Genomic DNA, 25,720 nt, shown 5'->3' on the forward strand with positions numbered 1-25,720 from the left:
CGCGACGCGCCGGGCACCCTCGCTAGGAACGCGCGGCGAGCTCCTCGAGCGGCTCACAGGTGCAGATCAGGTGGCGGTCGCCGTACGCGGCGTCGATGCGTGAGACGGGAGGGAAGTACCTCGCCCCGCGCCGACCCTGGACGGGGAAGGCACCGAGCTCACGCGGGTAGGGCCGGTCCCACTCGCCGACCAGGTCCTCGACCACGTGGGGTGCGTGACGTAGCGGGCTCTCCCCGATGGGCCACACGCCTGCGGCCACCTGATCGATCTCGCCCCTGATCGCGATCATCGCGTCGCAGAACCGGTCGAGCTCACCCTTGGTCTCGCTCTCGGTCGGCTCGACCATCAGCGTGCCCGCCACCGGGAAGCTGACCGTCGGCGCATGGAAGCCGTAGTCCATCAGGCGCTTGGCGACATCGTCGACGGTCACGCCGGTGGCCTTCGTCAGCGGCCGTAGATCGAGGATGCACTCGTGGGCGACGTAGCCCCCAGAGCCGGTGTAGAGCACGGCGAAGTACGGGTCGAGGCGCCGGGCGACGTAGTTCGCGTTGACGATCGCCGCCTCTGTCGCCTCCGCCAGCCCTTGCGCACCCATCAGGCGGATGTACGCCCACGAGATGGGCAAGATGCCGGCCGACCCGTAGAGCGTTCCCGAGACAGGCCCGGCGCCGCCGGCGGCCGGTGGGGCGATCGGGTCGCCGGGCAGGAACGGGGCGAGGTGAGCCCGCACTCCGACGGGACCGACGCCAGGACCGCCCCCTCCGTGCGGGATGCAGAAGGTCTTGTGGAGGTTGAGGTGGCTGACGTCGGCGCCGAAGCGACCCGGCTGGGCGAGCCCGACGAGCGCGTTCAGGTTCGCCCCGTCGACGTACACCTGGCCGCCTCGATCGTGGACGATGGCGCAGATCTCGCCGATCGCCTCTTCGAACACCCCGTGGGTCGAGGGGTAGGTGACCATCAGGGCGGCCAGCTCGTCACCAGCGGCCTCGGCCTTGGCCCGGAGATCATCGAGGTCGACGTTGCCGCCCTCGTCGCAGGCCACGACGACCACCTTGCACCCCGCCATCACCGCGCTCGCCGCGTTCGTCCCGTGCGCGCTCGACGGGATGAGACAGATGCGCCGTGACTCCTCGCCGCGGCTCGCGTGGTAGGCGCGGATCGCGAGCAGGCCGGCGAACTCGCCCTGGCTGCCGGCGTTCGGCTGCAGGCTGACGGCGTCGTAGCCGGTGATCGCGACGAGCATCTGCTCCAGCTCGGCGACGAGCCGGCGGTAGCCGGCAGTCTCGTCGTCGGGCGCGTAGGGGTGGACGTCGGCGAACTCGGGCCAGGTGATCGGCTCCATCTCCGTCGTCGCGTTGAGCTTCATCGTGCACGACCCGAGCGGGATCATCGTGCGGTCGAGCGCCAGGTCGGCGTCGGCGAGTCGGCGCAGGTAGCGCAGCATCTCGTGCTCGGTCTGGTAGAGATGGAACGCGTCCTGGCCCAAGATCTCGTCCGTGCGCAGCCAGGATCGGCCCACGCCGTCGGGCGCTTCGTCGGCGAGCTGGGCAGCGTCGACAGGGGCGACACCGAATGCCTGCCACACGGCGTCGAGCACGTCGAGACTCACCGTCTCGTCGAGGGTGATGCCTACCTGGTCGGGGCCGAGGTCACGCAGGTCGAGCCCGAGCTCACGCGCCGCGCTGCGGACCTGCTCACCCCGTCCCGGTGTGCGCACGCCGATCGTGTCGAACCAGGTGTCGTGGACGAGCTCCAGCCCGCCCGCTCGCAGCCCTGCGGCCAGGATCGAGGTGAGCCGGTGAACGCGCTCGGCGATGCGCCGTAGTCCGTCGGGGCCGTGCCACGCGGCGTACAGCCCGGCGATGTTCGCGAGCAGCGCTTGGGCGGTGCAGATGTTGCTCGTCGCCTTCTCCCGCCTGATGTGCTGCTCGCGCGTCTGCAGCGCGAGGCGCAGGGCGGGGCGGCCGTTGGTGTCGGTGCTCACCCCGACGAGGCGCCCCGGCAGCGACCGGGCGTGCCGCTCGTGCGCGGCGATGAACCCTGCGTGTGGACCGCCGTTGCCCATCGGCACGCCGAAGCGCTGCGCCGACCCGATCGCGATGTCGGCACCGATCTCACCGGGGGGGACGAGCAGCATGCACGCCAGGAGATCGGTGGCGACCACGGCGATCCCTCCGGCCTGCTGGACGGCGGCGATCGGTTCGCGCCAGTCGGCGATCGCACCTGTCGATGTCGGCAGCGAGAACAGCGCGCCGAAGCAGGCGGCGGGGTCGAGCGAGTCGATCGGCCCGGTCACGAGCTCGATGCCGACCGGCAGCGCCCGTGTCCGCAGCACCGCGATCGTCTGCGGGTGGGTGTCCTCGTGAACGAAGAAGCACGGGGCGTCACTCGTCGCCACTCGGTGCGCCATCGCCATCGCCTCCGCCGCGGCGGTCGGCTCGTCGAGCAGCGAGGCGTTCGCGATGCCGAGACCGGTCAGCTCGACGACCAGCGTCTGGAAGTTGAGCAACGCTTCGAGACGACCCTGGCTGATCTCGGGTTGGTACGGGGTGTACGACGTGTACCAGGCGGGGTTCTCCAGCAGGTTGCGCCGGATCACCGGCGGTGTGATCGTGCCCGTGAAGCCCATGCCGATGAGGCTCCGTCGGGGCTTGTTCAGCGCGGCGATCTCGGCCAGCTCGGCGGCCACCTCGGTTTCAGTGCGCGGACCGTCCAGCGCAAGTGCCTCTCGCTGGCGGATCGAGTGGGGGACGGTGCGGTCGAGCAGTTCGCCGACGCCGGCCACGCCGATCGTGGCGAGCATCTCGCGCAGCTCCTCGGCATTCGGGCCGATGTGCCGGCGACGGAATTCGCCTCGGTCGAACAGCCGGTCGAGTGTGGGTGATTCGGCCATCGCGGCCTGGACGTTACCCGGGTAGGGTCGCACCCATGGTGGTGCCGTGAGCGAGCGTGTCGCGGTCGTGACGGGAGCGAACCGGGGGATCGGGCTTCACCTCGTCGACCAACTGCAGCATCGAGGCTGGCGGGTGGTTGCCGGCTGTCGCCATCCCGACGACGCGGGCATGCTCTACGCCCTGCGTCCGATGGCCCTGCTCGCCCTCGACGTGTCCGACCCGGTTTCGGTCAGCCACTTCCGTGACGAGTTGCGCACCCACGCCGAACATGTCGACCTGATCGTCAACAACGCGGGTGTCATGTCTGCGGCCGGCGGGCGGGTGGGGGAGGCGAGCGCGGCAGACCAAGCGGTCAACGGGCCGCTCGCCGCGCTGGACGGAGAACAGATCGACCGCGTGATGAGCGTGAACGCGACAGGTCCACTGCTCGTCACCCAAGCGCTCGCCTCGATGCTGCGCCCCGGTGCAGCGGTCGTGAACGTCAGCTCCCGTCTCGGCTCGCTGAGCCTCGCAACGGCGAGCTCATACGGCTACAGCATGTCGAAAGCGGCGCTCAACATGGCCACCACGATCCTGGCGCGCGAGCTCGGACCCCACGGTGTGGTCTGCGTCGCGGTCAGCCCCGGTTGGGTGCGCACCGACATGGGCGGCGACGATGCACGGCTCGACCCCCGCGAAGCCACGAGCGGGATGGCCGATCTGATCGGACGCCTGCACCCTGCCGACAACGGAACCTTCATCGACTACCTCGGCGAGCAGATCCCTTGGTGAACCCGTAGCCGAGTGCTCACCGACGCTCGTGGCGCGATTGGTTGCTCGGATGGCTGCTCATCGAACGGCACTTCGCGATCAACTCCGCCTGGGAGTGCACGCCGAACCGGCGGAAGATCGTGCCGATGTGGTTCCTAACGGTGTTCGTGCTGATGTGCAGCCGCTTGGCGATGACCACCGTCCGCTCGCCGAGCAGCAGTAGGTGGAAGACCTCGCGCTGGCGCTCGGACAGCTGGACGAAGCGACTGTCGGGCTCGGGCATCCCTTGCTCGGGCGCCAGCGCCTCGTTCAGTTCGTGCATCACCCGGCCGAGCACGCGATCGATGCCGTCGATCATCGCCGCGTCGGTCTCGTCCGCCCGCTCGGCAAGCAGCGGGGCCACCGTCCCGACCACGCTGCGCGTCGGCTCGTTGGACTCCACGACGCCGACCATGCCGAGGCGATGAGGGCGCGGCTCACCCCGTACGAGAAACGCCACCACCGTGGAGATGGTGAATTCGCGCCCCGTACGCAGGCGGTCCATCGACCTGAGGAGCGCTTCGCTCACCGCGGGCACGACGGGCAAGACGAACGCGGGGGAGCCGACCGCGGGCCGGCTCCCGGTGATCCCGGAAAGCGACCGGTTCACGTAGGCGAGCCGACCGTCCGAGCCGTACGCGAACCAGCCCGAGGATGCCATCTCGAAGAGCGGCCGCAAGCTGCTCCAAGCGGGCGCGACGACTCGTCGTCCGGCGCCGACCGTACGGACGGCGGGATCGAGCGTGCTGAGCGCGGCGGTGCCGGTCGGCGTCATCGCAACGCCCCAGAAGGTGAGTGCGGCAGATGCTCGGTGCGCGCCCCGGTCTTCGGCCGCCGCCGAGCGGCCGCCGCCCGGGTCCGCCGCCCGCGCCGGGAGATGCCGAGCACGATCGCGCCGCCGACCACGGCGGCACCACCGCCGATCAGCGGCCACAGCGGCGTCGTCCCAGCTCCCGTGGCGACGCCGACGCCGAAGCGCACCTCACGCTGGTCGGTCTCGTGGCCTTCGAAGTTGACCTTCCCGACGAGGCGATAGCTGCCTTCGGCACGCACCGGCAGCGGCAGCCCGATCTCCACCGAGCTCCCGGCCTCGGCCGTTCGCTCCAGGCTGGACACCACCTCGACCAGCTCGTCGTCGACGTAGACCTCGGCCACCAGCACCGCGGTGGTCTCGATGCGGCCGGTGTTGTTGAACACCGCGGCCACCTGCGCCAGGCCGTTCAGTTCGGGGGTGTTCTCGACCGTGAGCTCGTCGAGCGTGCCCGAGCGGGTGAAGGTCCCCAGCGGCTCGAGGCGGAACTCGACCGTGCGCGACCCGATCACGATCGGTTCGGCTCCCGCCGTGTCGGTCACGGACATCTCGGCGGTGTAGTCGCCGGCGAGCTGTTCGGTGGTGTCCCACTCGGCGGTCACGACACCGTGGAGCTCGGGCCCCACTGGGAACGATTGGCCCTCGGTGGAGATCGTCGCCGCGACCTCGCCGTCACGCTTGATGGTCACGTCGAGCCGGGGGAGGAGTTGGACGTTGCCGAGGTTGTCGACGGCGGCGTTGAACCCCTGCAGCATGCCGACCTCGGCGTTGTCGACGTAGAAGTCGCTGACCGTGCCCTCCCTGTGCTCGGTCCCGGTGACCTCGACCACCAGGGCGACCTCGGCACCGATCTGCACGCCTGCGCCGGTCTCGCCTTCGCCGGCCTCGGCGATCTCGGTGCCGAGCACCTGGATCGCACCTTCGTAGGTGCGGTTGGCGGCGTCGTCGGGCACAAGGACCTGCACCACGACCTGCACGACCTCGCCGGCCGGCACGACGAACTGCGTCGCGTCGGTGCCGTCGTCGAAACGGGTCAGCTCCACCCAGCCGGCGACGTCGCCCGTCGGGGTCACCTCGAACCTGCTGTCGACGTCGCTGGTGCCGTTGCTGATCGTGAGCGTGGCCGAGGCGGAACCGCCGCGGAGCGCGTCGTCGAACTGGATCACCACCGGCGAAATGCCGATGCCCGCACCGCCGTCGTCTTGTGCTCCCGCCGGCGACGATGCAGCGAACGCGAACGACGCCACGATGGCGCCGAATGCCCTCATGGATCCCGTCCGCTTCATCGATGTCTCGCTTCGCTTCTTCGGCTGGCTATGGCTCCGTGGATCTGCTCGCTGTGCCGTTCGCCACATCGTCTCACGACGCGGTGCGCAGTGCTACCGCCTGTATGCGCCGAGTGGGGCCCCGGCGAACCGGGGCCCCACTGCGGTGATCACGACGATCAGATGATCGTCAGTTGTTTCACAACCAGTGCGTGTTGGACCATGGCGTCGTCCCGGCAAGTGCATCCGGATGGCCGAGGTCCGTCGGGCAAAGAGCGATGTGGCGAGCCAGCAACCCGATGCCCGGGGTGGCGACGTAGGAGCCGGTCTGGATCGCCTCGGTCCAGATCGAGAACTCGATCTTGCCGATCTCGTTCGCGCACAACGTCCGGTTGATGTCGTCGTCGAAGTAGTACCACGGCCCAGCCGGTGGCGGGTTGGCGTTCGACGTGAGGTCCGACGTCAAGGAAGTGGCCAGGTCTACCGCACCCAACGACTGCAGCCCGGTCGGGACCTTGCCGAACTTGGCGTCGAAGTGGTCGATGCGCTTGTTGTCCGTGCAGCCAGTGCCGCTGATCGGCAGACCGCTCAGGCACATGCTGTGGAACCGCACTGCCAATCCCATGCCGGCGTTGCCCGTGTTGCGTACCGAGGTCTTCTGGTTCGCAGCGTTGTCCGTGCCGTCCCAGAGGTAGTCACCCGAAACCGGCTGCCAGAAGTGGTCGTTCGCCGAGACATTGCCGAACTGGACGTTCGTGAAGTCCTTCTCGAGATTGAAGAAGCTCATCACGTTGACGTAGTACTCCTGCGTCACCTGCGCGCTGTTCGGGGCGAAGGCCGTCATCACGATCCTGTACAGACCATGTGGCTGGTGCTTGCTGATCCCGAACGCGCTGTACCACAGGCTCTTCTGCTGCCCGAGGCACTCGTTGATGATGTTCGTGATCGCACCGCTGGCGAGCTGCCCGGTGGCTTGTGCCGCGCCGAACATCCCGGTCGGACCGTTGCAGGCGGGGCTGTTGATCCCCGGCGCCGCGTACCGCGTGCCGTCGATCTGCACCTTGTGCGTGCCGTCGGGGTGGTAGACGTCCCAATACACCTCGAGCCCGGAAGCACTCGACGTCACGGCTCCCCACAGCTCCACCCAAGCGAGCGTCGGCTCGTCGTGGGCGTTGGGCAGCACGTGGATCACGGGCGTCCCGAACGGGTTCGGCATCGCCGCCGCGCCGCCGACAGGCTGGCACGGGAAGCCCGGGTTCGCTGACGGGTCGTCGTCGGGTCCGTACTGCATCGGCGGCGTGCCCGACCAGTTGCCGTCGGCGTCGTTCAGCGCCCAGGCGCACTCGATCACCGGAGCGTTCGAGTTACCACCGACGGTGGCCGAGGTGTCGGCATCGTCTGCTGTCTGGGCGGCAGCGCCACCGCCCATCGTCACGGCTCCCAGGAGCGCGGCCCCCGTAAGGACCACACCCCATCGCACGCCGCTTCTCGTTGTTCGACTGCGTGTCAAGAAGGTCCTCCTTCATCCCCTCGGCACGGCACGTGCCGACCCCCGCCGCCCACAAGTTGCCGGCGGATCGGCCGACGATGCGCCGCGGGGGAGGGCAGGGCAATCGGGAAGCCCTGATTCGGTGCACCACGGTCAGTGAATTGGTTGTCTGGGGTCAGTCTCGATCTGGCGACCGGACGGCCCCATCCGCGCCGGGCGGCGCAGTCGGGTATTGCACTCCGCGCGCTCGGCCACGATGCTTGAGCGTGCTCTCACCAACCACTCCGGCGGACCGCCGGCGGGAGTGGAGTCGTAGATGAGGGAGTGGAGTCGTAGATGAGTGGTACCGGCACGGGTCGTGGGCAGGCCTTCGACGAAGACCCGGCCGAGCGCGCCGCTACCGACGATGCGGCCCTGCCGCACGTAGACGCGACGGTCACCGCCGTGGCGGAGATCCTGGCGTTCAGCAAGGAGCCCGCAGTCGTCGTCGACCGCGCGCTCGAGGTGCGGTGGGCCAACACCGCCTTCTGGGCACTGCCCTGGCTGGACGCCGCAAGTGGTCCGCTCGCGCTCAGCTCCGTTCTGCCGTCGCCGCTTTTCGGCCAACTGCTCCGCCGGGTCAGGGCGGTGATCGCCGGCGAGCAGGTGGCCCACGACCTCGACCTCGACCTCACGTCGACCCCGTATCACGGCGGTGAGGTGGTCGTGCACCTCACGCCGCTCCCTTCGCCCGCGCACTACGTGGTGTGCCAGGTCGCCAGCGCGAGCCACGACGCCGACGGGGCGATGCGGGCAGGGCGACTCGAGGCGACGCTGCGGCGCATCCGCGAAGAGCTCGGCTCGCTGCCGTTCGCCTTCGAAAGCGGCGACGAAGCTGCTGGCGACGAGGCCGCGCATCACCTGCCGGCGACGATGAGCCGGCGCAGCCGCGAGGTGGCTGGGCTGCTGATCGCCGGACACAGCGTGGATGCAATCGCGGCCGAACTGGGCTTGAGCCCGCACACGGTGCACAACCACGTGAAGGCGGCGTTCCGCCAGCTAGGCGTGCACTCCGTGGCCGAGCTGATGGGCAAGTACCGGCCCTGACGCGCCACAGCGACCAGCCGGTTTCGGGTCAACGCACCCCGAGCGGGCGGAACTGCACGCTGATCCGCGGACCGACGACGCGGGAGGTCTTCGGCACCGCGTGCTGCCAGGTTCGCTGGCACGATCCGCCCATCACCACCAGGTCGCCGTGGGACACGCGCAGCGCGATCGACGCCCCGCCGTCCACCGGGCGGAGGGCGAGCTTGCGCTCGGCCCCGAGGGAGACGATGGCAACGACGGTGTCGTGCAGCCTGGCCCGCCCGATGGTGTCACCGTGCCAGGCGACGCTGTCGCGCCCGTCGCGGTAGTAGCAGAGCCCGGTCGTGACGAGCGCTTCGCCGAGCGCGGGGGAGTAGCGCTCGTTCAACTGCTCGCGCCACTGCACCAGCGCGGGATCGGGCAGCGGCTCACCCTCGTCGTAGAACCGCACGAGGCGCGGCACGTCGACGACGCGGTCGTACATCGACCGGCGCTGCGCCTGCCAAGGCACCGCGTCGACCAGTCTGCAGAAGACGTCGTCGGCCTCCGGGCCGGCGAAGCCGCGAGCGACGTCTACCCAGGCACCCGCGGACAGCTCGCGTCGTTCGACATCGGCGGCGGTGAGGAGGAGGGCGGGCTGGAACGCCATCGGGGGCAGTCTACACGAACAACTGTTCGCAGGTCATCCGGCGATATCAATAACTGACATAACGATGATTATGGGCGCACCGTGCGCTCACGGAGCGGCCTGGCCGCGGCGAGCAGCCACTCCAGCGCCTCTTGCAGGTCGGCCACCGTCGGCCGCTTCAGCGCTTCCAGATCGGCCTGCACGTCGTCGACGGCGCAGGCCAGCACGTACAGGTCGTCGTGCAGCGCGTCGAGCTCGGCCCGCGCGACGATCAGCTCGTCCTCGCCGAGCTGCAACTCGTCGGCCCGCTGGCGACCGACCCAGTGCCACTGCCGGCACCTGGCCGAGCAGAACTCGCGCGGGCGCCCCGGCCCGGTGCGCTCGGGCAGCACTCGCCTGCACCACCGGCACCGAGCCGTCGGCGCTGATTTCGTCATGACGCAATTCTGTCAGTCACCGGGCTCCAGGGCGTGGACCGCGCGCCATTCCGCTTCGGCACGGTCGAGGCGCTGCGTGGCAGACGCGCGCAGCTCGGCGGCGACGAACGCGACGAGCAGGTTGCCGAGGGCCAACGTGCCGACATGGCTGTCGAAGGGGCCCGCTCCCCCGGCCGCCACCACGAAGGTGAGCTGCGCGACCTCCGCCAACGGCGACAACCTGCTGTCGGTGAGCGCGATCACCTCTGCCCCTGCGCTCGCCGCGCGGCGGGCAGCCTGCACCACCCAGCGGTCGTAGCGGCGCAGGTCGAGCGCGACTACGAGATCTGCATCCCTCAGCTCGGCGATGCGCCCGTATACGTGCACTTCGTTGCCGTCCAGCAGCTCGACGCCTCTGCGCAACGCCGAGAGGTCGAGCGCGAGCTGCAGCCCGATCCCCCGCGAAGCGTCCCCGCTCAAGACGAGCACGTCGCGCGACAAGTCGGCGAGCAGCGAGCCGGCGCGGCGCACGTCGGCATCGCCGGCGCCGGTGAGCGTCGCTTGGACGTTGTCGAGCTCGAGCGCCAGATGCTGCGCGGGCAGGTCGCCCTTGGCCGGCTGGCGAATGCGTTCCACCGCGGGGCGCAGTTGGCGCGCCAGCTCGCTCTGCACCGCGGCCTGCAGGGCGCTGAACCCGTCGAAGCCGAGCTTGCCGGCGAGGCGGAGCACCGTCGCCGCCCCCGACGAAGCCGCGGCCGCCAGCTCGGCCACCGTTCCGAAGGCGACGATCTGAGGGTCGGCCAGGACGACCTCGGCCACCCGCCGCTCGGACCGGGTCAAGGAAGCGGCGGCGTCGGCAATGCGCTGGTCGACGTTCACGCTCCCCCAAGGTAACGCGCACTCCACAACTCGGCGTTTCCGGATCATCTGTTCCAGATTTGGTATGATCAGGGAGAGCTGCTCCATCCCCTCGGAGGTTCCCGCAGTGACCGCAACGATGCACCCCTCTTCACTCGACGACCGCGACACCTCGGTGTACGGAGGGGTCGACGCGATCGCGCCGGTCGTGACGGCGAGCGGACCACTCCCCGATGCCGACGCGTTCTTCGTGGTCCCCGACGGCGCGTCCATGGACGCGGTGTTAGATCGGGTGCGCGTCGGCGCTCGGGTCACGCTGATGCTGCCCGCGAACACCTCCTCGGCCACGGCCAGCGAGCTCTCCTCGCTCGGGATCAGGCTCGGCGGCGCGGTGCAGCACCCCCACCCCGCGAACCCGCTCGTCGCCTGCACCGACACCCACCTCAACGGGCGCGGGCCCCTCGCCGGCCTGCAGCTGACGGTGGCCGCGGCCACCTCTTTAGAAGGCGCCGGCGAGGTCCTCGCCACCGACGACGACGAGCGGGTCGTGGTTTGCCAGCTCGCGCTCGGCGCCGGCACGCTGATCGTCGTCGGCAGCAGCGAGCCGCTCACCGAGCGCCTCTTCGCGTCGCGCGACAACGTCGCGTTCCTCACCTGGGCGGCCACTCGGTCGATCGATCGCGAGCTTGCGAGCCGCCTGGCCGCCAGTCGCGCCGCCGATCGCACTCACGCGCAAGCCCCGTCGCTCGACGCCGGCGCGATGGCTCCGTGGCCCACTCCACTCCCCCAGCTCGGCGACCCGGCCTTCATCCGCGCCGCCGGCCATGCGCGCCGGCTGCTCCCCGCGCACGTGCACGACGCGTTGGTCGACTTCGTCGACTCCGCGCCGACTGCCGGAGCGCTGCTGCTGCGGGGCATGCCCGTCGGCGACCTGCCGCCCACACCGCCCACCCCGACCACCCCCACGGGCAAGGACAACGTCTCGGAGATGTCCTTGCTCACAGTCGGCCGCGCCCTCGGTCAGCCGATCGGGTATCTGCCCGAGCACGGCGGCGACCTGGTGCAGAACATCGTGCCGATGGCGTCCGCGGCGGCCCGCCAGACGTCCACCTCGTCGAAGGTGGAGCTGATGTACCACACCGAGGCTGCGTTCCATCCGCACCGCCCGCGGTACCTGTTGCTGATCTGCCTGCGTGGTGACCCCGCGGCGGCGACCACGCTCTCGTCCATCCACGAGGTCGTGACGCAGCTCCCCCTCGAGGTGCGGGCGGTGCTCAGCGAGCCTCGGTTCCGCACCGCAGCCGACGAGAGCTATGTCGGCGGTAGGCCGACACGCCTCGGCCTGCCGATGCCCGTGCTGAGCGGCGCCTGGGATCGCCCGTCGATGGTGTTCGACGCCGATCTGATGGTCGGCATCGACGAAGAGGCCGAGGACGCGCTCCACTACCTCGCCGACGCGACCGCCCGCTGTCACACGGCGGTGGTGCTCGAAGCCGGCGACCTGCTGGTGGTCGACAACTCGATCGCGGTGCACGGCCGCTCTCCGTTCGAACCTCGCTTCGACGGCACCGACCGCTGGCTGCAGCGCACGTTCGTCGTGTGCGATCTCGCGGCCAGCAGCGGCCAGCGGGTCGGGCGCGTGGTGACCACGGAGTTCATGGCCTGATCCGCCGAGGGCAGACTGTCGGCGTGTCCTTACCGAGCGAAGACATCGCCCACCTGAACCTGCCCGCACCTCCCGTGCGCGGCTTCGCGAGCGACAACAGCGCCGGCGCTCATCCGGCGGTGCTCGCCGCGGTCGCCGCGGCGAACGAGGGCCATGCGCTGGCTTACGGCGAGGACGCTTGGACGGCAGAGTGCGAGGCCCGCTTCCGCGAGCTGTTCGGCGCCGGTTCGCGAGCCTTCCTCGTGTGGAGCGGCACCGGCGCCAACGTGATGGCGCTCGCGACCACGCTCGGGCCCGCCGAAGCTGTGGTTTGCGCGGCGAGCGCGCACATCAACGTCGACGAGACCGGTGCTCCCGAAAGAGCGCTCGGCGCGAAGCTGATCGACCTGCCGTGCCCCGACGGCAAGCTCGTACCGGCACAGCTCGAAGAGCTCGCCCACCTGCAGGGCAACCCCCACCACGCGCAGCCCGGGGTGCTGTCGATCACGCAGTGCACCGAGCTCGGCACCGTGTACAGCGCAGCAGAGATAGCGGCGCTGTGTGAGACGGCGCACAGCATGGGCATGCGCGTCCACCTCGACGGAGCCCGCATCGCGAACGCCACCGCGGCCCTCGGCGGCACGGTCGAGGCGTTGCGCAGCTTCACCGTCGACGCCGGAGTCGACGTGCTGTCGTTCGGCGGCACGAAGAACGGGCTGCTGTACGGCGAGGCGGTGGTCTACCTCGACTCCCAGCTGGCCCGCTCCGCGCCGTTCGTGCGCAAGCAGGTGACCCAGCTCCCGTCGAAGATGCGCTTCGTCGCGGCCCAGTTGAACGCGCTGCTCGACGACGGGTTGTGGCTGCACAACGCAGCTCACGCGAACGAGATGTGCCGCCGCCTGCACGATCGCGTCCAGTCGGTGGACGGCGTCGAGCTGGGCGGGGCCCCTGCGGCGAACAGCGTGTACCCGGTGCTCCCCGCCGATCGGATCGCCGCCTTGCAGGAGTGGTCGTTCTTCTACGACTGGGATGTGGCGCTTCACCAGGTGCGTTGGATGACGGCCTGGGACACGACCGACGACGACGTAGAGAGGTTCACGGCCGGCGTCCGCGCGGCGCTCGGCGCCTCCCCGAGCGGATAAGTGAACGATCGCTCAGTTTGCTATGTTGAGCCTCTGGCTGCCCTTGGGGGGAGGCCAGGAGCAGCTTGCGGTCAACGCATCGGACTTAGGGGGTTCCATGACAGCGGTCGAGATCCTCGTCAGGCGTGAGGTCACCGACGACTCGTGGATGAATACCGCGGCATGTAAGGGGCTGACCCACCTGTACTTCCCGTCGCCTGCCGAGCGCCCCCAGGCCAGGGAGCGTCGCGAGGCGATGGCGCGGACGGTGTGTGGCGAGTGCAACGTGCAGCCGACGTGTCGCGAGTTCGCGCGGCTGAACCACGAGTACGGGCTCTGGGGAGGCGAGAGCGAAGACGAGCGCCACGAGGCCGGCTTCCGCCTGATCGCCCCGATCGGGGTACGCGCCCGGGCCAGCTAGCGTCGGGCGACGATGCCCGACACCGGCGCGCACCTTGCCGCCTTGCACGCGGCATGGGATGCGTTCGGCGATCCCCGCTCGGTCACTGCGATCACCGAGGCGAGTCCGAAGGTCTCCACGAACGAGGTCTACCGCCTGGCACTCGACGACGGCTCGCGGGTGTACGGCAAGGTGTCCTCGTACGGCTCGTACTTCCTCTTCGCCGAGGACCACGACCGCCTCTTCCGCTGCACCGAGCTGCTGCAAGGCACCCGCTTCGCCGGGTTCCTGGCGCCGGTGCTCGGCCATGGCGAGCGTCCCTACACCTGGTACGACGGTCGACTGTGGGTGGCCTTCTACGACGAAGTGGCCCAGGGCCGGCGGCTGCCGGCGACGCTCGACGACGCGCAGGTGGAGCAGCTCGGGCGTGAGATCGCGGACTTCCACCGCGTGTGCAGCGACATCGCGCCGGCACTGCCACCGACGTCGAACTCGGTGAAGTCCGATGCCGTGCACCTGCTCGACCTGCTCTCCAGCCCGTTCGCACCCCGCAACTACGGGATGCCCGCCGAGCAGATCGGCGTGCTCTGGCGCCACACCCACGAGCTCTTGCTGCGGCTCGAAGCACTCCGCTACGACGCCTGGCCGCGCATCCCGATCCTCGTCGACTGGAACCTCGGCAACTTCTCGGTGGTCGACCAGCCCGACGGGTCGTTTCGTCTGTTCACCCGCTGGGACTACGACTGGTTCCGACTGGAGACCCGGCTGCACGACTTCTACTTCCTCTCCCGGGTGTCGAGCGCCACCGGCGACCGCACCTCGTGGACGTACTCGCCGCACACCCTCGTCGAGCCCCGCTTCGCACGGTTCGTGCGCTGCTACCACGAGGTGTTCCCGCTGACCGAGGCCGACATCGCCTTCCTGCCCGACGCCTATCTCTTCTTCGTCCTCAACTACGTCGTGCGTGAGGGGGCGCGCTTCTTCCGTCCCGATCTCTGCGAGCGGTTCAGGCGAGAAGCCGTGCGCGTGTACCTGCCCGCGCTCGCGAACCTCGACATCTCCCCCTTGCTGGCCGCGGTGCGCTGACGTGGGCCGCATCGACGTCTGCGTCGTCGGCAGCGCGAACCTCGATCTCGTCGCCCGCGCGACGCGCCTGCCCGGGCCCGGCGAGACCGTCGTCGGCTTCGACTTCGCGGAGCACTTCGGCGGAAAGGGCCTGAACCAAGTCGTGGCCGCGGCGCGCGCGGGAGCACGCTGCGCGTTCATCGCCAGCGTAGGAGACGACGCCGCAGGCGCTGCGCTGCGCCAGGTGCTGCTGGACGACGGTGTCGACGACCGCGCGGTGCAGGTGGTCGACGCTGCGTCCGGCCGGGCGCTGATCGGCGTCGACGAGCAGGGCGAGAACTCGATCATCGTCGTGCCCGGTGCGAACGCGATGCTCGGCCGTGCGGCCATCGAGCGCGCGGCTTCGCTGCTCGAAGGAGCGCGTGTGGTCCTCGCCCAACTCGAGGTTCCGCTCGAGGCGGTGATCGCCGCGCTGACGCTCGCCCACGCTGCCGGTGCGACGACTGTGCTCAACCCGGCGCCCGCACAGGAGCTGCCGCCGGAGCTGCTCGCCGTGTGCGACATCGTCGTCCCGAACGAGCACGAGGCCGAGCTCGTGGGCGGAGTGGAGGCACTGCTCCGGTCGGGCGTGGCCACCGTCGTCGTAACCGAAGGCAGGCGCGGGGCTCGCATCGTGACCGGCGGATCCTCCGATCGAGTCGACGCGTTCGCGGTGGACGCGGTCGACACCACGGGCGCCGGCGATGCCTTCTGCGGCGCGATGTGCGCGCACCTCGCCAAAGGGGCATCGCTCGTGGAAGCGGTTCACGCCGGAGCGGCCGCCGGAGCACTGGCGACGACCGTGCCCGGAGCGATCCCCTCGCTGCCGCGGGCTGCTGCGATCGAGGCACTGCTCGAGACCACGTAGTCACGCTGCATCAGGCCGAGGCGTCTCCGTCGTTGTCGTCGTCGTTGTCGTCGTTGTTCGCTTCGTCTTCGGCGGCCTGTGCTTGTTGGTTGCGCCAGCGGATGAGGGCGCGGAGGCGGTCGAGGTCGTCGATCGGTCTCACGGGTTGGGGTTTGACCTGGTGGTGGTCGCTGACGTCGGGGTGGCGGTTGTGGAAGGCGCACAGCAGTCGTCCGTTGAACTGGCTGGTCTGCCCGCCGTCGCGCCAGGCGGTGATGTGGTCGACGTCGCAACGCTCCACGGTCTCATAGCAACCCGAGCTGTGTTGGCAGCGGCGGTCACGGACTTCGATCGCGCGCCGCAAAGCCCCGGTGAAGCGTCGTTTGTGGGTGACGGCGATGACGGTGGTCTTGTTGTCGAAGATCACCGATTCCACCAACGCGTCGTTGACCAGCCCGGCTGCTTGGCCGGGGGTGATCACCGTGCCGTTAGACAACTCACACATCTGCCGCAGCGTCTGGTCGCCGACGAGCACGGTGACCAGCGGCCGCTGCCGACCGGTCTTGGACGCGGCCGATCGCTTGGCCATCTCCACCAACGCCGCCGCCCGCCGCTGCGCAGCGGTTCTCACCACCAGTTGCGCCTTGTCAGCCAGCAGCAACTGGCGCTCCAAACGGTTGAGCTCGTTGGTGAACACCGCCCCCGACACCGCGTCGAGCTGCCCGTTGATCACCACCGTGCCATCCAACGTCGCCGACGCGTGCAACGAGCTCGCGCTCACATTGCGTTCGGCCTCTTCCTCGGCTGCGGCGGCGTCGGCGCGTTGACGCCAGTACTTGACGAGCCGTTCGGCGTCGGGGAACGGCAACCGGGCGCATTGGTCGACCAGCCATTCCTCGCTTTCGGTGAACGCGGCCTGGCAGGGTTCCTTGCGTGCCTTGGCGAACAGGTACACGTGATCCAACGACAGCTGACCGGCGGTGATCGCCGCTGCGGTCTTCGTCATCACGGCCAGATCCCGCGCCCTCGCGAGCTCCACCCGAGCGGAGTGCGTGGAGGTGTTCGTCTCTCGGGCCAGGCGGTGAGCGGGGCTGCGCGAACCGTCTGCGGCCCACACCCCCCGCGTATCCCAACGGCGGACGACAGCGGCGCGGGCGACACCCAACCGGGCGGTGCAGCGCTGCACGGCGACCGTCAACGCGTGCAATCTGTCGTCAGACAACTCGACGAGGTCGAGCCGAGAGAGCGCATCGACACCGGCGTTCAAAGCCGCCAGCGCCTCGTCCTCGACCCCTACAACCCCGATTACGGGTTCCATCAGACCAGTATACGAACATATGTTCGTCCCGTCAACCGGGATGCGAAAAACCTCGCGAGATCCGGGTGACGTCGCTACCAGCGCAGCGTCAGCGCCACCCAGCCCTCGCGTTCTGCCACCTCCGCCAACTCGAGCGGGGCCAGCGCCTTCACGACGTGGTCGTATCTGCCGGCGAGCAACCCGCTGACCACCAGCACACCCGCAGGGCGCAGCACCCGCAGCAGATCACCGGCGAGGTCGACGAGTACTGGCGCCAAGATGTTCGCCACCACCACGTCGAAGGTGTCGTCCACCGCGGCCAGTGGTGTGGTGCTCGCATGCACGCGGGCGCCGACGCCGTTCGCCTCGGCGTTGGCGGCGGTCACCGCCACCGCGGCGGCGAAGGTATCGATCGCTTCCACGTGCGAAGCACCGAAGCGCACCGCGCCGACGGCCAGAACGCCGCTGCCGCACCCGACGTCGAGCACCGTCGCCTCGGGCCATACCGCCGCGCGCAGCGCGCGGAGGGAGAGGACCGTTGTCGGATGGTCACCCAGTCCGAACGTCGGACCGGGCTCGATGCGCAGCACGTGCAGCCCAGCTGGGGCATGCTCGGGAGGCGTGAAATCGACCCACGCCGGCACCACGACCACGTCTTCGGCCACCCAGGACGCCACGGCGTGACGCCGCCAGCTCTCGGCCACCGCCGGGTCGACCTCGACCAGGTGCCATCGCCAGCGCGCGGAAAAGCCCGCAGCCGCCCGGGCGATCTCCTCGACGTCGTCGCCGAGCGAGGTCCACAGCTCCACCAGGCGGTCGGTGGTGCCGGGATCGGCGGGCGTGCCCGCACCCATGGGCATCCGCTCTTCGATCGCCAGCACGCCGAGCGCCCATAGCGCATCCGCGGCCAGCTCGGCCTCTGCCGCAGGAACAGTGACGACGAGCGCGGTGACCATCAGCCGATCCGCCGCAGCGTCTCGCGGTACCGGCGAGCCTTGCCGAGGTAGCTCTGCACCCCGTCGGTGATGTCTGCGGGCCGCGCCCGGTCGAGCTTGATCACCGCCGGCGCGCCGACGGCGATCGCACCGGTCGGCACCTCGGTGTCGTTCAGCACCACCGCGTTCGCCCCGACGATCGCCCCCGTGCGCACGATCACCCGGTGCAACACGATCGCCCCGCTGCCGACGAGGGCACCGTCCTCGACAGTGCAGCCCTCCAGATGCACCATGTGGCCGATCACGCAATCGTCGCCGACCACGGTCGGCTGCTTGGGTGTCGTATGCAGCACACAGCCATCCTGCACCGATGTTCGGGCCCCGATCTCGATCCAGCCGTCGTCGCCGCGCAGCACGGCGTTCGGCCATACCGAGGCGTCGGCACCGATCGTCACCGAGCCGATCACCACCGCATCTGGATGGATGTACGCAGTCGGGTGGATAGCCGGTTCCTGGTCGCCGAGGGCGTAGATGGGCACCGCGCGAACCGTACCGGTGTATGCGATGCCGGCGCACACGGCGCAATGCTCGATGGATCGAACGGATGCCGAACCGATACCGTTGCGTCTCATGTCCCGCAGGATCGAGATCGAGCTGACGAGCGCGCGCGCCGACGGCACGTGGACCTGGCGCGCCGCCGGAGCCCGCGAGCCGAAGGGGGTGCTCGACGGTGGCATCCTGCCTGGTGAATCCAAGGCGGGCGACGTACTGAAGGTCGAAGCCGACTTCGAGATCGACGGGATCAGCGTGCTCTCGGTGGTGCCGGGTCGGGAGAAGGTGGAAAAGACGGTCCTGCTCGAGCTGAAGCCGCAGGAGCGTCCGTTCGAGCCGGTGACCCAGCAGCTCGCCCCGAAGAGCGGCCGTGATCGGCGCCCGCCGCGCGATGGCGATCGACGCCCGCCCCGCGACGGCGATCGACGCCCGCCCCGCGACGGTGGTGACCGCCGAGAGCGGCGCCCACCGCGCGAGGGAGGCCCTACGGAGCGAGGCGAGGGTGCCGGACGCGCCGAGCGCGGACCGCGCCGTGAATCGACCGCGGGTGCACCCCGCGGTGGTGGCGAGCGCGGTGGTGGCGAGCGCGGCGGTGCCGAGCGCCGTGAGCGGCGACCGCGCCCTTCGTTCACCCCTCCCCCCGAACTGCCCCAGCGGCCGAAGGCCAAGCGCTTGAAGCCCGGCCGGGCGCATCGCAACGAGGTGCTCGCCCAGCTCCCCGAGGAGCAGCGCCCCATCGCCGAGCTCACCCTGCAGGGCATGCAGGCCGTGCGCCAGCGAGTGCGCGACGACAACGAGCGCCTGGTCGCCGAGGGCAAGCCGGCGATGCCCGAGGCCAGCGTGTTGAAGATGGCCGAGGAGCTGATGCCCAAGCTGCGCGTCGCCGAGTGGCTCGACCGCGCCGACGCCGCCAAGCGCGACCTGGCCGAGCTCGACCTGCGCGACCTGCGATCGGTGGTCGCGACCTCCGACGACCCGATGGTCGCTCGCGACGAGTCGACGCGAGCGATCGCTGCCGAGCTGCGGCAGGGCCTGACGACCAAGCAGGAGCACGAATACCGCAACTGGCTGGAGGACATCGACGCCGCGCTCGGCGTCGGCCGCATCGTGAGGGCGCTGAAGCTCTCCGGCCAGCCGCCGAAGGCAGGGGCGCTGTTCCCGACCGAGGTCGCGCACCGACTCGTCGAAGCGGCGAACGCCTCGTTCACCCCCGACGCTCCCGCCGAGCGGTGGATCACGGTTCTGGAGGCAGCGGCCTTCTCCCCCGTCCACGCCCACGTCACCGCGACCGCGCCGGCGACGGTTCCCGACGATCTCGCCGCCACCGTTCGGCGTCTCGGCGCGCTGTTGCCCCAGGTGGCAGTCGCGTTCGGAGTCGAGGTGGCCAAGGGGCCGACACCCAAACCGCTTCGTCCTCAGCGCCCCGCACCGAAGAAGCAGCCCGGCGCCGCGCCAAGTGGCAAAGCAGGCGCTGCCCCGCCCAAGCCGATCCCGGCCCCGCCGACGATCGAGCCGCCAGCCCCCGCAGCAGCCCCCGAGGCACCAGCGGAGATACCGGTCGCCGAGGCACCCGTCGACGAGACACCAGCCGACGAGGCACCGGCCCCCGAGGCACCCGACACCGAGGCCGCGTCGGAGGCACCCGACACCGAGTGACGGTTCGGCTGCGCCTCCGGGGTACAGCTACGGTCCAAGTCCATGTCTGAGATCGTCCAGTACGAAGAGCGTGGGCGCGTCGGCGTCATCACCCTCAACCGCCCGGAGGCCCGCAACGCGGTCAATGCCGCCCTCGCCGAGGGACTCGAGGCCGCCGTCGACCGCCTGGAGGAGAGCGACGCCGTCTGGGTCGGCGTACTGCGCGCCAACACCGAGGGCCAGGAGCGCCCCGTGTTCAGCGCCGGGGCCGACCTGAAAGCGATCAACTCCGGCGAGGGCGCCTCGATCACCACCGCACGCGGTGGCTTCGCCGGCTACGCCTACCGTGAGCGCCGCAAGCCGATCATCGTCGCCGTCGACGGCTTGGCCACCGCGGGAGGATGCGAGATCGTTCTCGCGAGCGACCTGGTCGTGGCCACCACGCGGTCGACGTTCGGGCTCGCCGAGGTGAAGCGCAACCTGGTGGCGGGTGCCGGCGGCCTGTTCCGGCTGCCAAGGGCGATCGGGCAGGCGGCCGCGATGGAGGCGATCCTCACCGGAGAACCTCTGAGCGCCGAGCGGGCGCACCAGCTCGGCCTGGTGAACCGGATCGTCGACCCCGGTCAAGCAGAGGCCGAGGCGATGCGTCTCGCCGAGCAGATCACCGCGAACGCACCGCTGGCCATCTTCGAGAGCCGCAAGGTCGTCCTCGCTGCCGCGTACGAGAGCGAACAGCGCCTGAAGGAGATGACGAACGACGCCATGGGCGTCGTGATGCTCTCGGAGGACCTGAGCGAGGGTCTGGCTGCGTTCATCGAGAAGCGACCGCCGCAATGGAAGGGTCGCTGAGCGCCGACTTCACCTCATTTGGCGTCGAGGCGCTTGTAGAGGGTGATCAAGCGGGCGGTGATGCCTGCCCGTTCGTAGAGGTTCTTCGTCTCCCGGTCCCCCGGAAGCGCCTGGCCCTCGATCGCTTCTGACCCGGCGCGGCGTCCGGCCTCGACCGCAAAGGCGAGCAGGTCGTCTCCCAGACCGAGCCCGCGCGCCTCGGGTGTGACGTAGACGCGCTCGACGACAGCTGCCTGCGGGCTCACCTCGAGGCGCAAGAAGCCGACGACCACCCCGTCGATCGTGCCGACGACGAGTGTTGCCGGCGAGAGAGCGTCGACGGGCGGGTGTTCACGCAGCCACACCTGTCCCCCGCGCTTGCCGGCGACGTCGGCCCTCGCCTCGCGGTCGAGATCGGCCACCGCGCTGTCGTCGGCCGGCCCGGCCGGGCGAACCTCGGTGTTCACGCCGGGCGCGGCTGGAGCTGGTCGATCCGCCCGAGGATCGTGCGGCGGCGGCGATGCGCCTCTTCGTACCGGCGCACCAACTCGAGCTCCTCCCCCGACAGGTCTGCCAGGCGGGCCACGACCTGGGACGCGGCCAGCGTGGCGTAGCCGGCAAGGGCGAGCTCGTCCACCGCCGGGGCCGGCGTCTGCCCGCCCTTCGCGCCAGACGACGCCTTCGGCCGGGGCACCGCGGGCGCTGCAGGCGCAACCGGGGCGGGCGGCTCGCGGCGAGGCACGGGCGGGCCGGCTGGCAGGGCTCGCTGCTCTGCCTGCGGCGACGGCGTCGAGGACCGCCCGAGCAGCTCACGCACCTGTTGCTCGAGCTGGCGACGACCGATCCGCACCGCGAACTTGCCCACGAAACGCGCGAGCCGGACCCTTTCGTCGACGCGTCTGCGGCCCGTAGCCGCGAACTCGGGGAGGCGCTGGTTCAGCTCGGAGGCGATGCCGATGGGCACGTACAGCAGCGCATCGAGCAGCCACCCGATCGGATCGCGGTCGTCGGGCACCGGCATCCTCAGCCGAAGATCGGACAGTTGTCGTCGCCGACCGGACAGCTCGGCATGCCCTTGCGCACGAGCAGGAAGCACGTCGAGCAGAGCTGCTCGTCGGCACGTTTGGGCTGCAAGCGATCGCCGGTCTCGGTCTTGTCCTCGGGCTCGTCGTCCTCGTCGTCCTCGTCCTCCTCGGAGACGAGACGGTCCTTCAGGATCTTGTCGAGGTCTGCTTCGACGTCGTCGGGCGACAGCATGTCCTCGTCGTCGTCTTCCTCCTCGGCGACCGGAGCACGGCGCACCGGACCAGAGGCAGACGCATCTTCTTCTTCCTCGGACTCGTCGAACTCGGCCTCGTCGTCTTCGAAGGCGACGTCTTCGTCGTCGTCGTCGAGGACGGCGTCGATGTCGACGTCGATGTCTTCGGGTTCGACGTCGAGCTCGTCGGCTTCGAACTCCTCGTCCTCGAGGATCTCGGGCTCGTCACCGTCGGGCATCTCGTCGTCGTCGGCCATTGCGGCTCCGTCTGTGTTTGTGGGGCGTCGCGGGGCGGGATCATATGCGCCACCCTCGCGAAGCCTCACTGCAGCCCTCGTGACAACAGTCACACCACATTCCGAGCAGTCAGCCCCGTGGCAGGTCAGGCCTCAGATCTGCGCGCCGCGGCACGGCGCTCGGACTCGAGGCGTTCCAGCTCGGGAGCCTCACGAGTCATGTGCACCATCGTCTCGGCGACGGCGGTGTGCCCGGCCTGTTCGGCGATCAGACGGTGCATCTCGAGCGCCACCCGGCGGTAGGCCGGGTGACCCTGCGGAGAAGAGCGCAGCTCCAGCATGTGGATGGCCTCGCGGGCGTTGAACTGCATCACGTACCGCACGCGGTAGGCCATCGACACCGCGTAGCTGGCCTCGTTCGGGTACTCGTGCTTCAAGGCGTCGTAGAGGGCGGCCGAGCGGTGGATGGCGTCATCGAACACCTGGGAGAAGCCGGCGTCGACCACCAGCTCTGGCCGGGTGAAGCCGTGATTGGGGGTGAGCTGTTGCCACTCGATGGTGAGCAGGCGGTGGCGCTGTAGGTCTCTGAAGGCGCCGTAGTCGGACAGCACGTCGAAGCGATAGTCGATGCGCTCGAACGCCCGACCCGGCTTGTGACGGCGGTTCTCGCGGTGCCCGACGTAGGCGCGCAGGATCGCCGTGCGCTCGGCGTGGCCCATCCGGCGCACCCGCTCCAGCACCTGGCTCTCGGGCAGGGTCGTGTACGGGTAGCAGATGGCGGCGATGAGTTTGTCCTCGCCCTCCGGATCCCAGTCGGTCAGCACCACCGCCGGCGTCGGATCGGTGGGCGTCTCGGCGAAGAGCTGACCGACGATGTCAGCCGTCTGCTCACGGGCGATCGCCAGGTAATCACTCCACCGCCCGCCGCGATCGGCAAGGTCGACCCGGCGCAGGAAGCTAGGGATCACCTTGCGCAACTCGGTGAGCATCAGATCGGCGTACTGCCTGGCCTCGGGCAGCGGATGGGCACGCATCCGCAGCAGCAACGACTCGAAGCCCTGCCCGCTGCCGTAGATGCCGACGTTGGACAGCGATGCGGCCGGCAGCACGCCGCGCACCGCGTCGAGTGCCTTGGCTCGCGTCGCCTGGCGGTACACGAGGTCGCTGTCCGTTGCCTGCTGGGCGATCATCGAGCGCACGTGCTCGGTGACCTTGTCGACGAGCAGGCTGTAGGAGTCGAACATGCGGTCCATGTCGCCCACGTAGCGGGTCCCGAACCGGCTGGTGAGCAGCTCGGGCGGGCGGTAGTACCGGTAGCGCCCGCCGAGACGGGCGTCGTAGGAGATGTACCGGGTGCTCTGTTCGAGATAGCTCATCAACCGGCCCCACTCGAGCACCTTGGTCAGCAGGTTCGAGGCCTGCTCACACGCCAGGTGGACCCCGCCGAGCTGCGCGACGGAGTCGTCGCCGTACTCGAAGAACACCTTCTCGTAGAGCTGTTCGGCTCGAGCGAGGCCGATCGTGGCGTCGACGGACTGGTCACCGGCGATGTCCAGATCACCGACGAACTCGTCGAGGAACAGCCGGCGCAGGCTCTTCGGGCTACGGCTGTAGCGGGCGAACAGCGCCCCCTTGACCACCTCGGGCAGGTTGACGAGGGCGAAGACGGGGCCGTCCAGATTGGTGAAATACCTGCGGAGGACGTCGGCTTCGTCGGGCTGGAACTCCTCCGGGACGTACACCGTCACGAGAGGTCACGCTACCCCCCGGCCGTCGGCTCGGCCGGGATACATGACGCCCGCTCAGCCCTCAGGCGGGGGCAATCCCCGGGTGGCCGGCCAGGCGCCCGATGAACGCGGTCTCGGCGAGCAGGCCATCGATCTCGGCAGCGAACAGGCGGCGGGCCTGGCCGAGCTCGGTTGGTGAGCCGTCGAGGAGCTGGCGGTGAGCGGCGAGTCGCAGCGCTGACCCGAACAGCTCCAGCGACACCGATTCGGCACTGGCCAGCCTGTGTTGCAGCTCCCACTGCCGCCCGAGGGCGAGGCTCTCATTCAGCACGTCGTCGCGCTCGACCGGGCGGTCACCACGGTCTACGAGACGGTCGGCGACCACGGCGTACGCGTCGAGGAACGGGCGCAACACGAGGTGCGCGACCAGCACATCTGCCTGCTCGAGCCCCCGCGCACCGGTCGTTTCCGTCCCGTCACGAGTTGCGTCGCCGCCACGGAGCAACTCGATCTCGGTGCGGATCTCCTCGACGAACCGGTCGCGCGGGGAGAAGAAGAACTCGAACTTCAAGAGCTCACGCACGCGCAGCGCGGCGTCGATCACCGCTTGGTCGTCGGAACCGTCGTCGGCGCGAAGAGCGACCTCGGCGATGGCCCGCTCGACGAGGACGTGGGCGATCGTGTTGCGGTAGAACGCGGCCACCAGATGCTGGCCTGGCGCGATCGCCCACACCGGCTCGATCCCCCCGTCGTAGGTGATCAGCACCCCTGACGCGACGAGTTCGTCCAGGGTGCGCCGGATCGTGTCCAGATCGCGAAGATCGGCGGAACCGGCGACGCGCCACTGCCGGCGGCTCACGTAGTCGGCCAGCGGGCGGACCGTGCCGAGCACCTCGTCGAGGGTCAGCGCCCTGTCCGCACCGAGGAGAGCCAGCGTCGCCACCGCAGTCGGGGTGAGCGGGGTGGCACGGTTGATCCCGTGACAGATCTCCAGCGCGATCCGCTCGACGACGTTGCCCTCGGCGGCGGCCTCACCCCGACGCTCGCCGTGCAGCTCACCCTGCAGCTCCGCCACGCGACGCCGCAGCGGGATCAGCTCACCGATGTCCACGTAGGCCCGGCCGAGCCGCTGCTTCTGCTGGCGGGCCAGGCGCAGCATCCACGCGATGCCCTCGGGCTTCTTGCGTCCCCCGCGAGCCTCCGACGCCATCAGCGACACCTCGTGGAGCTGGTCGTAGACGATCGACATCGGCACCAGGTAGATCTCCGGCCCGTCCACCTGCTGGACGGCGTCGATCACGTAGCTGAGGATCCCGTGCGCCGGCGGGCGCAGCTTGCCGGTGCGTGTGCGGCCTCCCTCGATCGCCCAGCTCAGGTTCTCGGCGTGCCTCACCAGGTGACCGATGTAGCCGCGCAACGCCAGCCGGTAGACGGGGGCGTCGGTCATCTTGCGCCTGATGAAGATCAAGCCGGTGTGCTTCGCGATCGTCCCGAAGGGGAAGAAGTTCAGGTTCGCTCCCCCGAACGCGAACGGGGGGCGGATGCCGTTGGCGTGGAATGCACCCGTCGCGACGAACGAGTCGAGATAGGACCGGTGCGAGGGCAGCAGGACGAGCGAGTTCTCGCTGTCCATCTCACACAGCGCCCGGACGTGCTCCTCGTCGACAACCACCTCGTAGGCGCGGATGAAGACGTCGCCGAACCGCCGCCATGCCGCGGCCGCGCGCTTGCTGTGCGTGGCCGCCATCTCGCGCAGATTGCCGGCGGCCTCGGCCTTGACGTCGGCGGTGTCACGGTGCAGGCGACCGGCGAGTTCGGCAACCATCACGTCGAACCACGGCTCCGCGAGGAGCTGGCGGATCTCCTCGGTGTCCGACGGCTGGGCCGCCGCCGCGTCCTTGGCAACACGTCGCGTCATCT

The 25,720-nt window shown here is 69.8% G+C and carries 24 protein-coding genes; 9 read left to right on the top strand and 15 right to left on the bottom strand.

Features of this window, described 5'->3' with window-relative positions; all coding sequences use genetic code 11:
• Nucleotides 1–22 precede the first annotated feature (22 nt).
• A complete protein-coding gene (gene gcvP / locus IPM43_00165) occupies nucleotides 23–2,893 on the bottom strand; it encodes an aminomethyl-transferring glycine dehydrogenase (GenBank protein ID QQS24853.1) in 2,871 nt (956 codons plus the stop codon).
• Between the two features lie 46 nt (nucleotides 2,894–2,939).
• On the opposite strand from gcvP, the gene IPM43_00170 reads away from it, so the two are divergent.
• The gene (locus IPM43_00170) at nucleotides 2,940–3,665 is read left to right on the top strand and encodes an SDR family oxidoreductase (GenBank protein ID QQS24854.1); all 726 of its coding nucleotides are present in this window, start codon (nucleotides 2,940–2,942) and stop codon (nucleotides 3,663–3,665) included.
• A gap of 16 nt (nucleotides 3,666–3,681) precedes the next feature.
• On the opposite strand, the gene IPM43_00175 is transcribed toward IPM43_00170, so the two are convergent.
• The 3 genes from IPM43_00175 to IPM43_00185 form a co-directional block, all read right to left on the bottom strand.
• A complete protein-coding gene (locus IPM43_00175; protein QQS24855.1) occupies nucleotides 3,682–4,458 on the bottom strand; it encodes a helix-turn-helix transcriptional regulator in 777 nt (258 codons plus the stop codon).
• On the bottom strand, nucleotides 4,455–5,762 hold the full coding sequence (locus IPM43_00180) for a hypothetical protein (protein ID QQS24856.1): 1,308 nt from the start codon (nucleotides 5,760–5,762) through the stop codon (nucleotides 4,455–4,457). The genes IPM43_00175 and IPM43_00180 overlap by 4 nt, the downstream gene beginning before the upstream one ends.
• A 196-nt stretch (nucleotides 5,763–5,958) precedes the next feature.
• Nucleotides 5,959–7,188, bottom strand: a complete 1,230-nt coding sequence (locus tag IPM43_00185) for a hypothetical protein (GenBank protein QQS24857.1) — start codon at nucleotides 7,186–7,188, stop codon at nucleotides 5,959–5,961.
• Nucleotides 7,189–7,584: 396 nt separating this feature from the next.
• Between IPM43_00185 and IPM43_00190 the strand changes: the two genes are divergently transcribed.
• On the top strand, nucleotides 7,585–8,334 hold the full coding sequence (locus IPM43_00190; protein QQS24858.1) for a helix-turn-helix transcriptional regulator: 750 nt from the start codon (nucleotides 7,585–7,587) through the stop codon (nucleotides 8,332–8,334).
• A gap of 28 nt (nucleotides 8,335–8,362) precedes the next feature.
• Here the strand turns inward: IPM43_00190 and IPM43_00195 are convergent, their stop codons facing one another.
• From IPM43_00195 to IPM43_00205, 3 genes are all read right to left on the bottom strand, one after another.
• On the bottom strand, nucleotides 8,363–8,962 hold the full coding sequence (locus IPM43_00195) for an alpha-ketoglutarate-dependent dioxygenase AlkB (GenBank protein QQS24859.1): 600 nt from the start codon (nucleotides 8,960–8,962) through the stop codon (nucleotides 8,363–8,365).
• Between the two features lie 68 nt (nucleotides 8,963–9,030).
• The gene (locus IPM43_00200; GenBank protein QQS24860.1) at nucleotides 9,031–9,378 is read right to left on the bottom strand and encodes a hypothetical protein; all 348 of its coding nucleotides are present in this window, start codon (nucleotides 9,376–9,378) and stop codon (nucleotides 9,031–9,033) included.
• Between the two features lie 12 nt (nucleotides 9,379–9,390).
• The gene (locus IPM43_00205; protein QQS24861.1) at nucleotides 9,391–10,236 is read right to left on the bottom strand and encodes a MurR/RpiR family transcriptional regulator; all 846 of its coding nucleotides are present in this window, start codon (nucleotides 10,234–10,236) and stop codon (nucleotides 9,391–9,393) included.
• A 106-nt stretch (nucleotides 10,237–10,342) separates the two neighbouring features.
• Between IPM43_00205 and IPM43_00210 the strand changes: the two genes are divergently transcribed.
• From IPM43_00210 to IPM43_00230, 5 genes are all read left to right on the top strand, one after another.
• The gene (locus tag IPM43_00210; GenBank protein ID QQS24862.1) at nucleotides 10,343–11,881 is read left to right on the top strand and encodes a TauD/TfdA family dioxygenase; all 1,539 of its coding nucleotides are present in this window, start codon (nucleotides 10,343–10,345) and stop codon (nucleotides 11,879–11,881) included.
• 44 nt (nucleotides 11,882–11,925) lie between these two features.
• Nucleotides 11,926–13,002 (top strand): threonine aldolase, encoded by a 1,077-nt coding sequence (locus IPM43_00215; GenBank protein ID QQS26270.1) that lies wholly within the window; start codon nucleotides 11,926–11,928, stop codon nucleotides 13,000–13,002.
• 97 nt (nucleotides 13,003–13,099) lie between these two features.
• Nucleotides 13,100–13,402 (top strand): WhiB family transcriptional regulator, encoded by a 303-nt coding sequence (locus IPM43_00220; GenBank protein QQS24863.1) that lies wholly within the window; start codon nucleotides 13,100–13,102, stop codon nucleotides 13,400–13,402.
• Between the two features lie 12 nt (nucleotides 13,403–13,414).
• Nucleotides 13,415–14,467, top strand: a complete 1,053-nt coding sequence (locus IPM43_00225) for a hypothetical protein (GenBank protein ID QQS24864.1) — start codon at nucleotides 13,415–13,417, stop codon at nucleotides 14,465–14,467.
• A gap of 1 nt (nucleotide 14,468) precedes the next feature.
• Complete coding sequence (locus IPM43_00230) at nucleotides 14,469–15,353, top strand: ribokinase (GenBank protein ID QQS24865.1); 885 nt, start codon at nucleotides 14,469–14,471, stop codon at nucleotides 15,351–15,353.
• 10 nt (nucleotides 15,354–15,363) lie between these two features.
• Here IPM43_00230 and IPM43_00235 read toward each other — a convergent pair whose 3' ends face one another.
• The 3 genes from IPM43_00235 to IPM43_00245 all read right to left on the bottom strand — a co-directional run bounded on the left by IPM43_00235 (nucleotide 15,364) and on the right by IPM43_00245 (nucleotide 18,196).
• Nucleotides 15,364–16,650, bottom strand: coding sequence for a DUF222 domain-containing protein (locus IPM43_00235; protein QQS24866.1), 1,287 nt, complete (start codon nucleotides 16,648–16,650; stop codon nucleotides 15,364–15,366).
• A gap of 74 nt (nucleotides 16,651–16,724) precedes the next feature.
• Nucleotides 16,725–17,585 carry a 50S ribosomal protein L11 methyltransferase gene (locus IPM43_00240; GenBank protein QQS24867.1) on the bottom strand — a complete coding sequence of 287 codons (861 nt, stop codon included), beginning with the start codon at nucleotides 17,583–17,585 and terminating at the stop codon, nucleotides 16,725–16,727.
• Entirely contained in the window at nucleotides 17,585–18,196 is a 612-nt protein-coding gene (locus IPM43_00245) for a gamma carbonic anhydrase family protein (GenBank protein ID QQS24868.1), read from the bottom strand. The genes IPM43_00240 and IPM43_00245 overlap by 1 nt, the downstream gene beginning before the upstream one ends.
• Between IPM43_00245 and IPM43_00250 the strand changes: the two genes are divergently transcribed.
• Nucleotides 18,195–19,772 carry a hypothetical protein gene (locus IPM43_00250; GenBank protein ID QQS24869.1) on the top strand — a complete coding sequence of 526 codons (1,578 nt, stop codon included), beginning with the start codon at nucleotides 18,195–18,197 and terminating at the stop codon, nucleotides 19,770–19,772. The genes IPM43_00245 and IPM43_00250 overlap by 2 nt on opposite strands.
• 42 nt (nucleotides 19,773–19,814) lie before the next feature.
• Nucleotides 19,815–20,600: an enoyl-CoA hydratase/isomerase family protein gene (locus IPM43_00255; protein ID QQS24870.1), complete on the top strand. Its 786-nt coding sequence runs from the start codon at nucleotides 19,815–19,817 to the stop codon at nucleotides 20,598–20,600.
• A gap of 14 nt (nucleotides 20,601–20,614) precedes the next feature.
• Here the strand turns inward: IPM43_00255 and IPM43_00260 are convergent, their stop codons facing one another.
• From IPM43_00260 to IPM43_00280, 5 genes are all read right to left on the bottom strand, one after another.
• Nucleotides 20,615–21,046, bottom strand: a complete 432-nt coding sequence (locus IPM43_00260) for a GNAT family N-acetyltransferase (GenBank protein ID QQS24871.1) — start codon at nucleotides 21,044–21,046, stop codon at nucleotides 20,615–20,617.
• Complete coding sequence (locus IPM43_00265) at nucleotides 21,043–21,594, bottom strand: hypothetical protein (protein ID QQS24872.1); 552 nt, start codon at nucleotides 21,592–21,594, stop codon at nucleotides 21,043–21,045. Before IPM43_00265 ends, IPM43_00260 begins: the two co-directional genes overlap by 4 nt.
• 8 nt (nucleotides 21,595–21,602) lie before the next feature.
• Nucleotides 21,603–22,094 carry a hypothetical protein gene (locus tag IPM43_00270; protein ID QQS24873.1) on the bottom strand — a complete coding sequence of 164 codons (492 nt, stop codon included), beginning with the start codon at nucleotides 22,092–22,094 and terminating at the stop codon, nucleotides 21,603–21,605.
• Between the two features lie 125 nt (nucleotides 22,095–22,219).
• On the bottom strand, nucleotides 22,220–23,815 hold the full coding sequence (locus tag IPM43_00275; protein ID QQS26271.1) for an FAD-dependent thymidylate synthase: 1,596 nt from the start codon (nucleotides 23,813–23,815) through the stop codon (nucleotides 22,220–22,222).
• 67 nt (nucleotides 23,816–23,882) lie between these two features.
• Nucleotides 23,883–25,718 (bottom strand): lysophospholipid acyltransferase, encoded by a 1,836-nt coding sequence (locus IPM43_00280; GenBank protein QQS24874.1) that lies wholly within the window; start codon nucleotides 25,716–25,718, stop codon nucleotides 23,883–23,885.
• Between the last annotated feature and the right edge of the window lie 2 nt (nucleotides 25,719–25,720).

Source organism: Actinomycetota bacterium (genome assembly GCA_016700055.1).
Taxonomy (GTDB): domain Bacteria; phylum Actinomycetota; class Acidimicrobiia; order Acidimicrobiales; family Ilumatobacteraceae; genus Kalu-18.

What these genes read in the sequence shown, in the direction of transcription:
- gcvP (QQS24853.1), bottom strand. Translation starts at nt 2,893, where the DNA reads ATGGCCGAATCACCCACACTCGACCGGCTGTTCGACCGAGGCGAATTC.
- IPM43_00175 (QQS24855.1), bottom strand. Translation starts at nt 4,458, where the DNA reads ATGACGCCGACCGGCACCGCCGCGCTCAGCACGCTCGATCCCGCCGTC.
- IPM43_00180 (QQS24856.1), bottom strand. Translation starts at nt 5,762, where the DNA reads ATGAGGGCATTCGGCGCCATCGTGGCGTCGTTCGCGTTCGCTGCATCG.
- IPM43_00185 (QQS24857.1), bottom strand. Translation starts at nt 7,188, where the DNA reads ATGGGCGGTGGCGCTGCCGCCCAGACAGCAGACGATGCCGACACCTCG.
- IPM43_00190 (QQS24858.1), top strand. Translation starts at nt 7,585, where the DNA reads ATGAGTGGTACCGGCACGGGTCGTGGGCAGGCCTTCGACGAAGACCCG.
- IPM43_00195 (QQS24859.1), bottom strand. Translation starts at nt 8,962, where the DNA reads ATGGCGTTCCAGCCCGCCCTCCTCCTCACCGCCGCCGATGTCGAACGA.
- IPM43_00200 (QQS24860.1), bottom strand. Translation starts at nt 9,378, where the DNA reads ATGACGAAATCAGCGCCGACGGCTCGGTGCCGGTGGTGCAGGCGAGTG.
- IPM43_00220 (QQS24863.1), top strand. Translation starts at nt 13,100, where the DNA reads ATGACAGCGGTCGAGATCCTCGTCAGGCGTGAGGTCACCGACGACTCG.
- IPM43_00225 (QQS24864.1), top strand. Translation starts at nt 13,415, where the DNA reads ATGCCCGACACCGGCGCGCACCTTGCCGCCTTGCACGCGGCATGGGAT.
- IPM43_00235 (QQS24866.1), bottom strand. Translation starts at nt 16,650, where the DNA reads ATGGAACCCGTAATCGGGGTTGTAGGGGTCGAGGACGAGGCGCTGGCG.
- IPM43_00240 (QQS24867.1), bottom strand. Translation starts at nt 17,585, where the DNA reads ATGGTCACCGCGCTCGTCGTCACTGTTCCTGCGGCAGAGGCCGAGCTG.
- IPM43_00250 (QQS24869.1), top strand. Translation starts at nt 18,195, where the DNA reads ATGTCCCGCAGGATCGAGATCGAGCTGACGAGCGCGCGCGCCGACGGC.
- IPM43_00245 (QQS24868.1), bottom strand. Translation starts at nt 18,196, where the DNA reads ATGAGACGCAACGGTATCGGTTCGGCATCCGTTCGATCCATCGAGCAT.
- IPM43_00255 (QQS24870.1), top strand. Translation starts at nt 19,815, where the DNA reads ATGTCTGAGATCGTCCAGTACGAAGAGCGTGGGCGCGTCGGCGTCATC.
- IPM43_00270 (QQS24873.1), bottom strand. Translation starts at nt 22,094, where the DNA reads ATGGCCGACGACGACGAGATGCCCGACGGTGACGAGCCCGAGATCCTC.
- IPM43_00280 (QQS24874.1), bottom strand. Translation starts at nt 25,718, where the DNA reads ATGACGCGACGTGTTGCCAAGGACGCGGCGGCGGCCCAGCCGTCGGAC.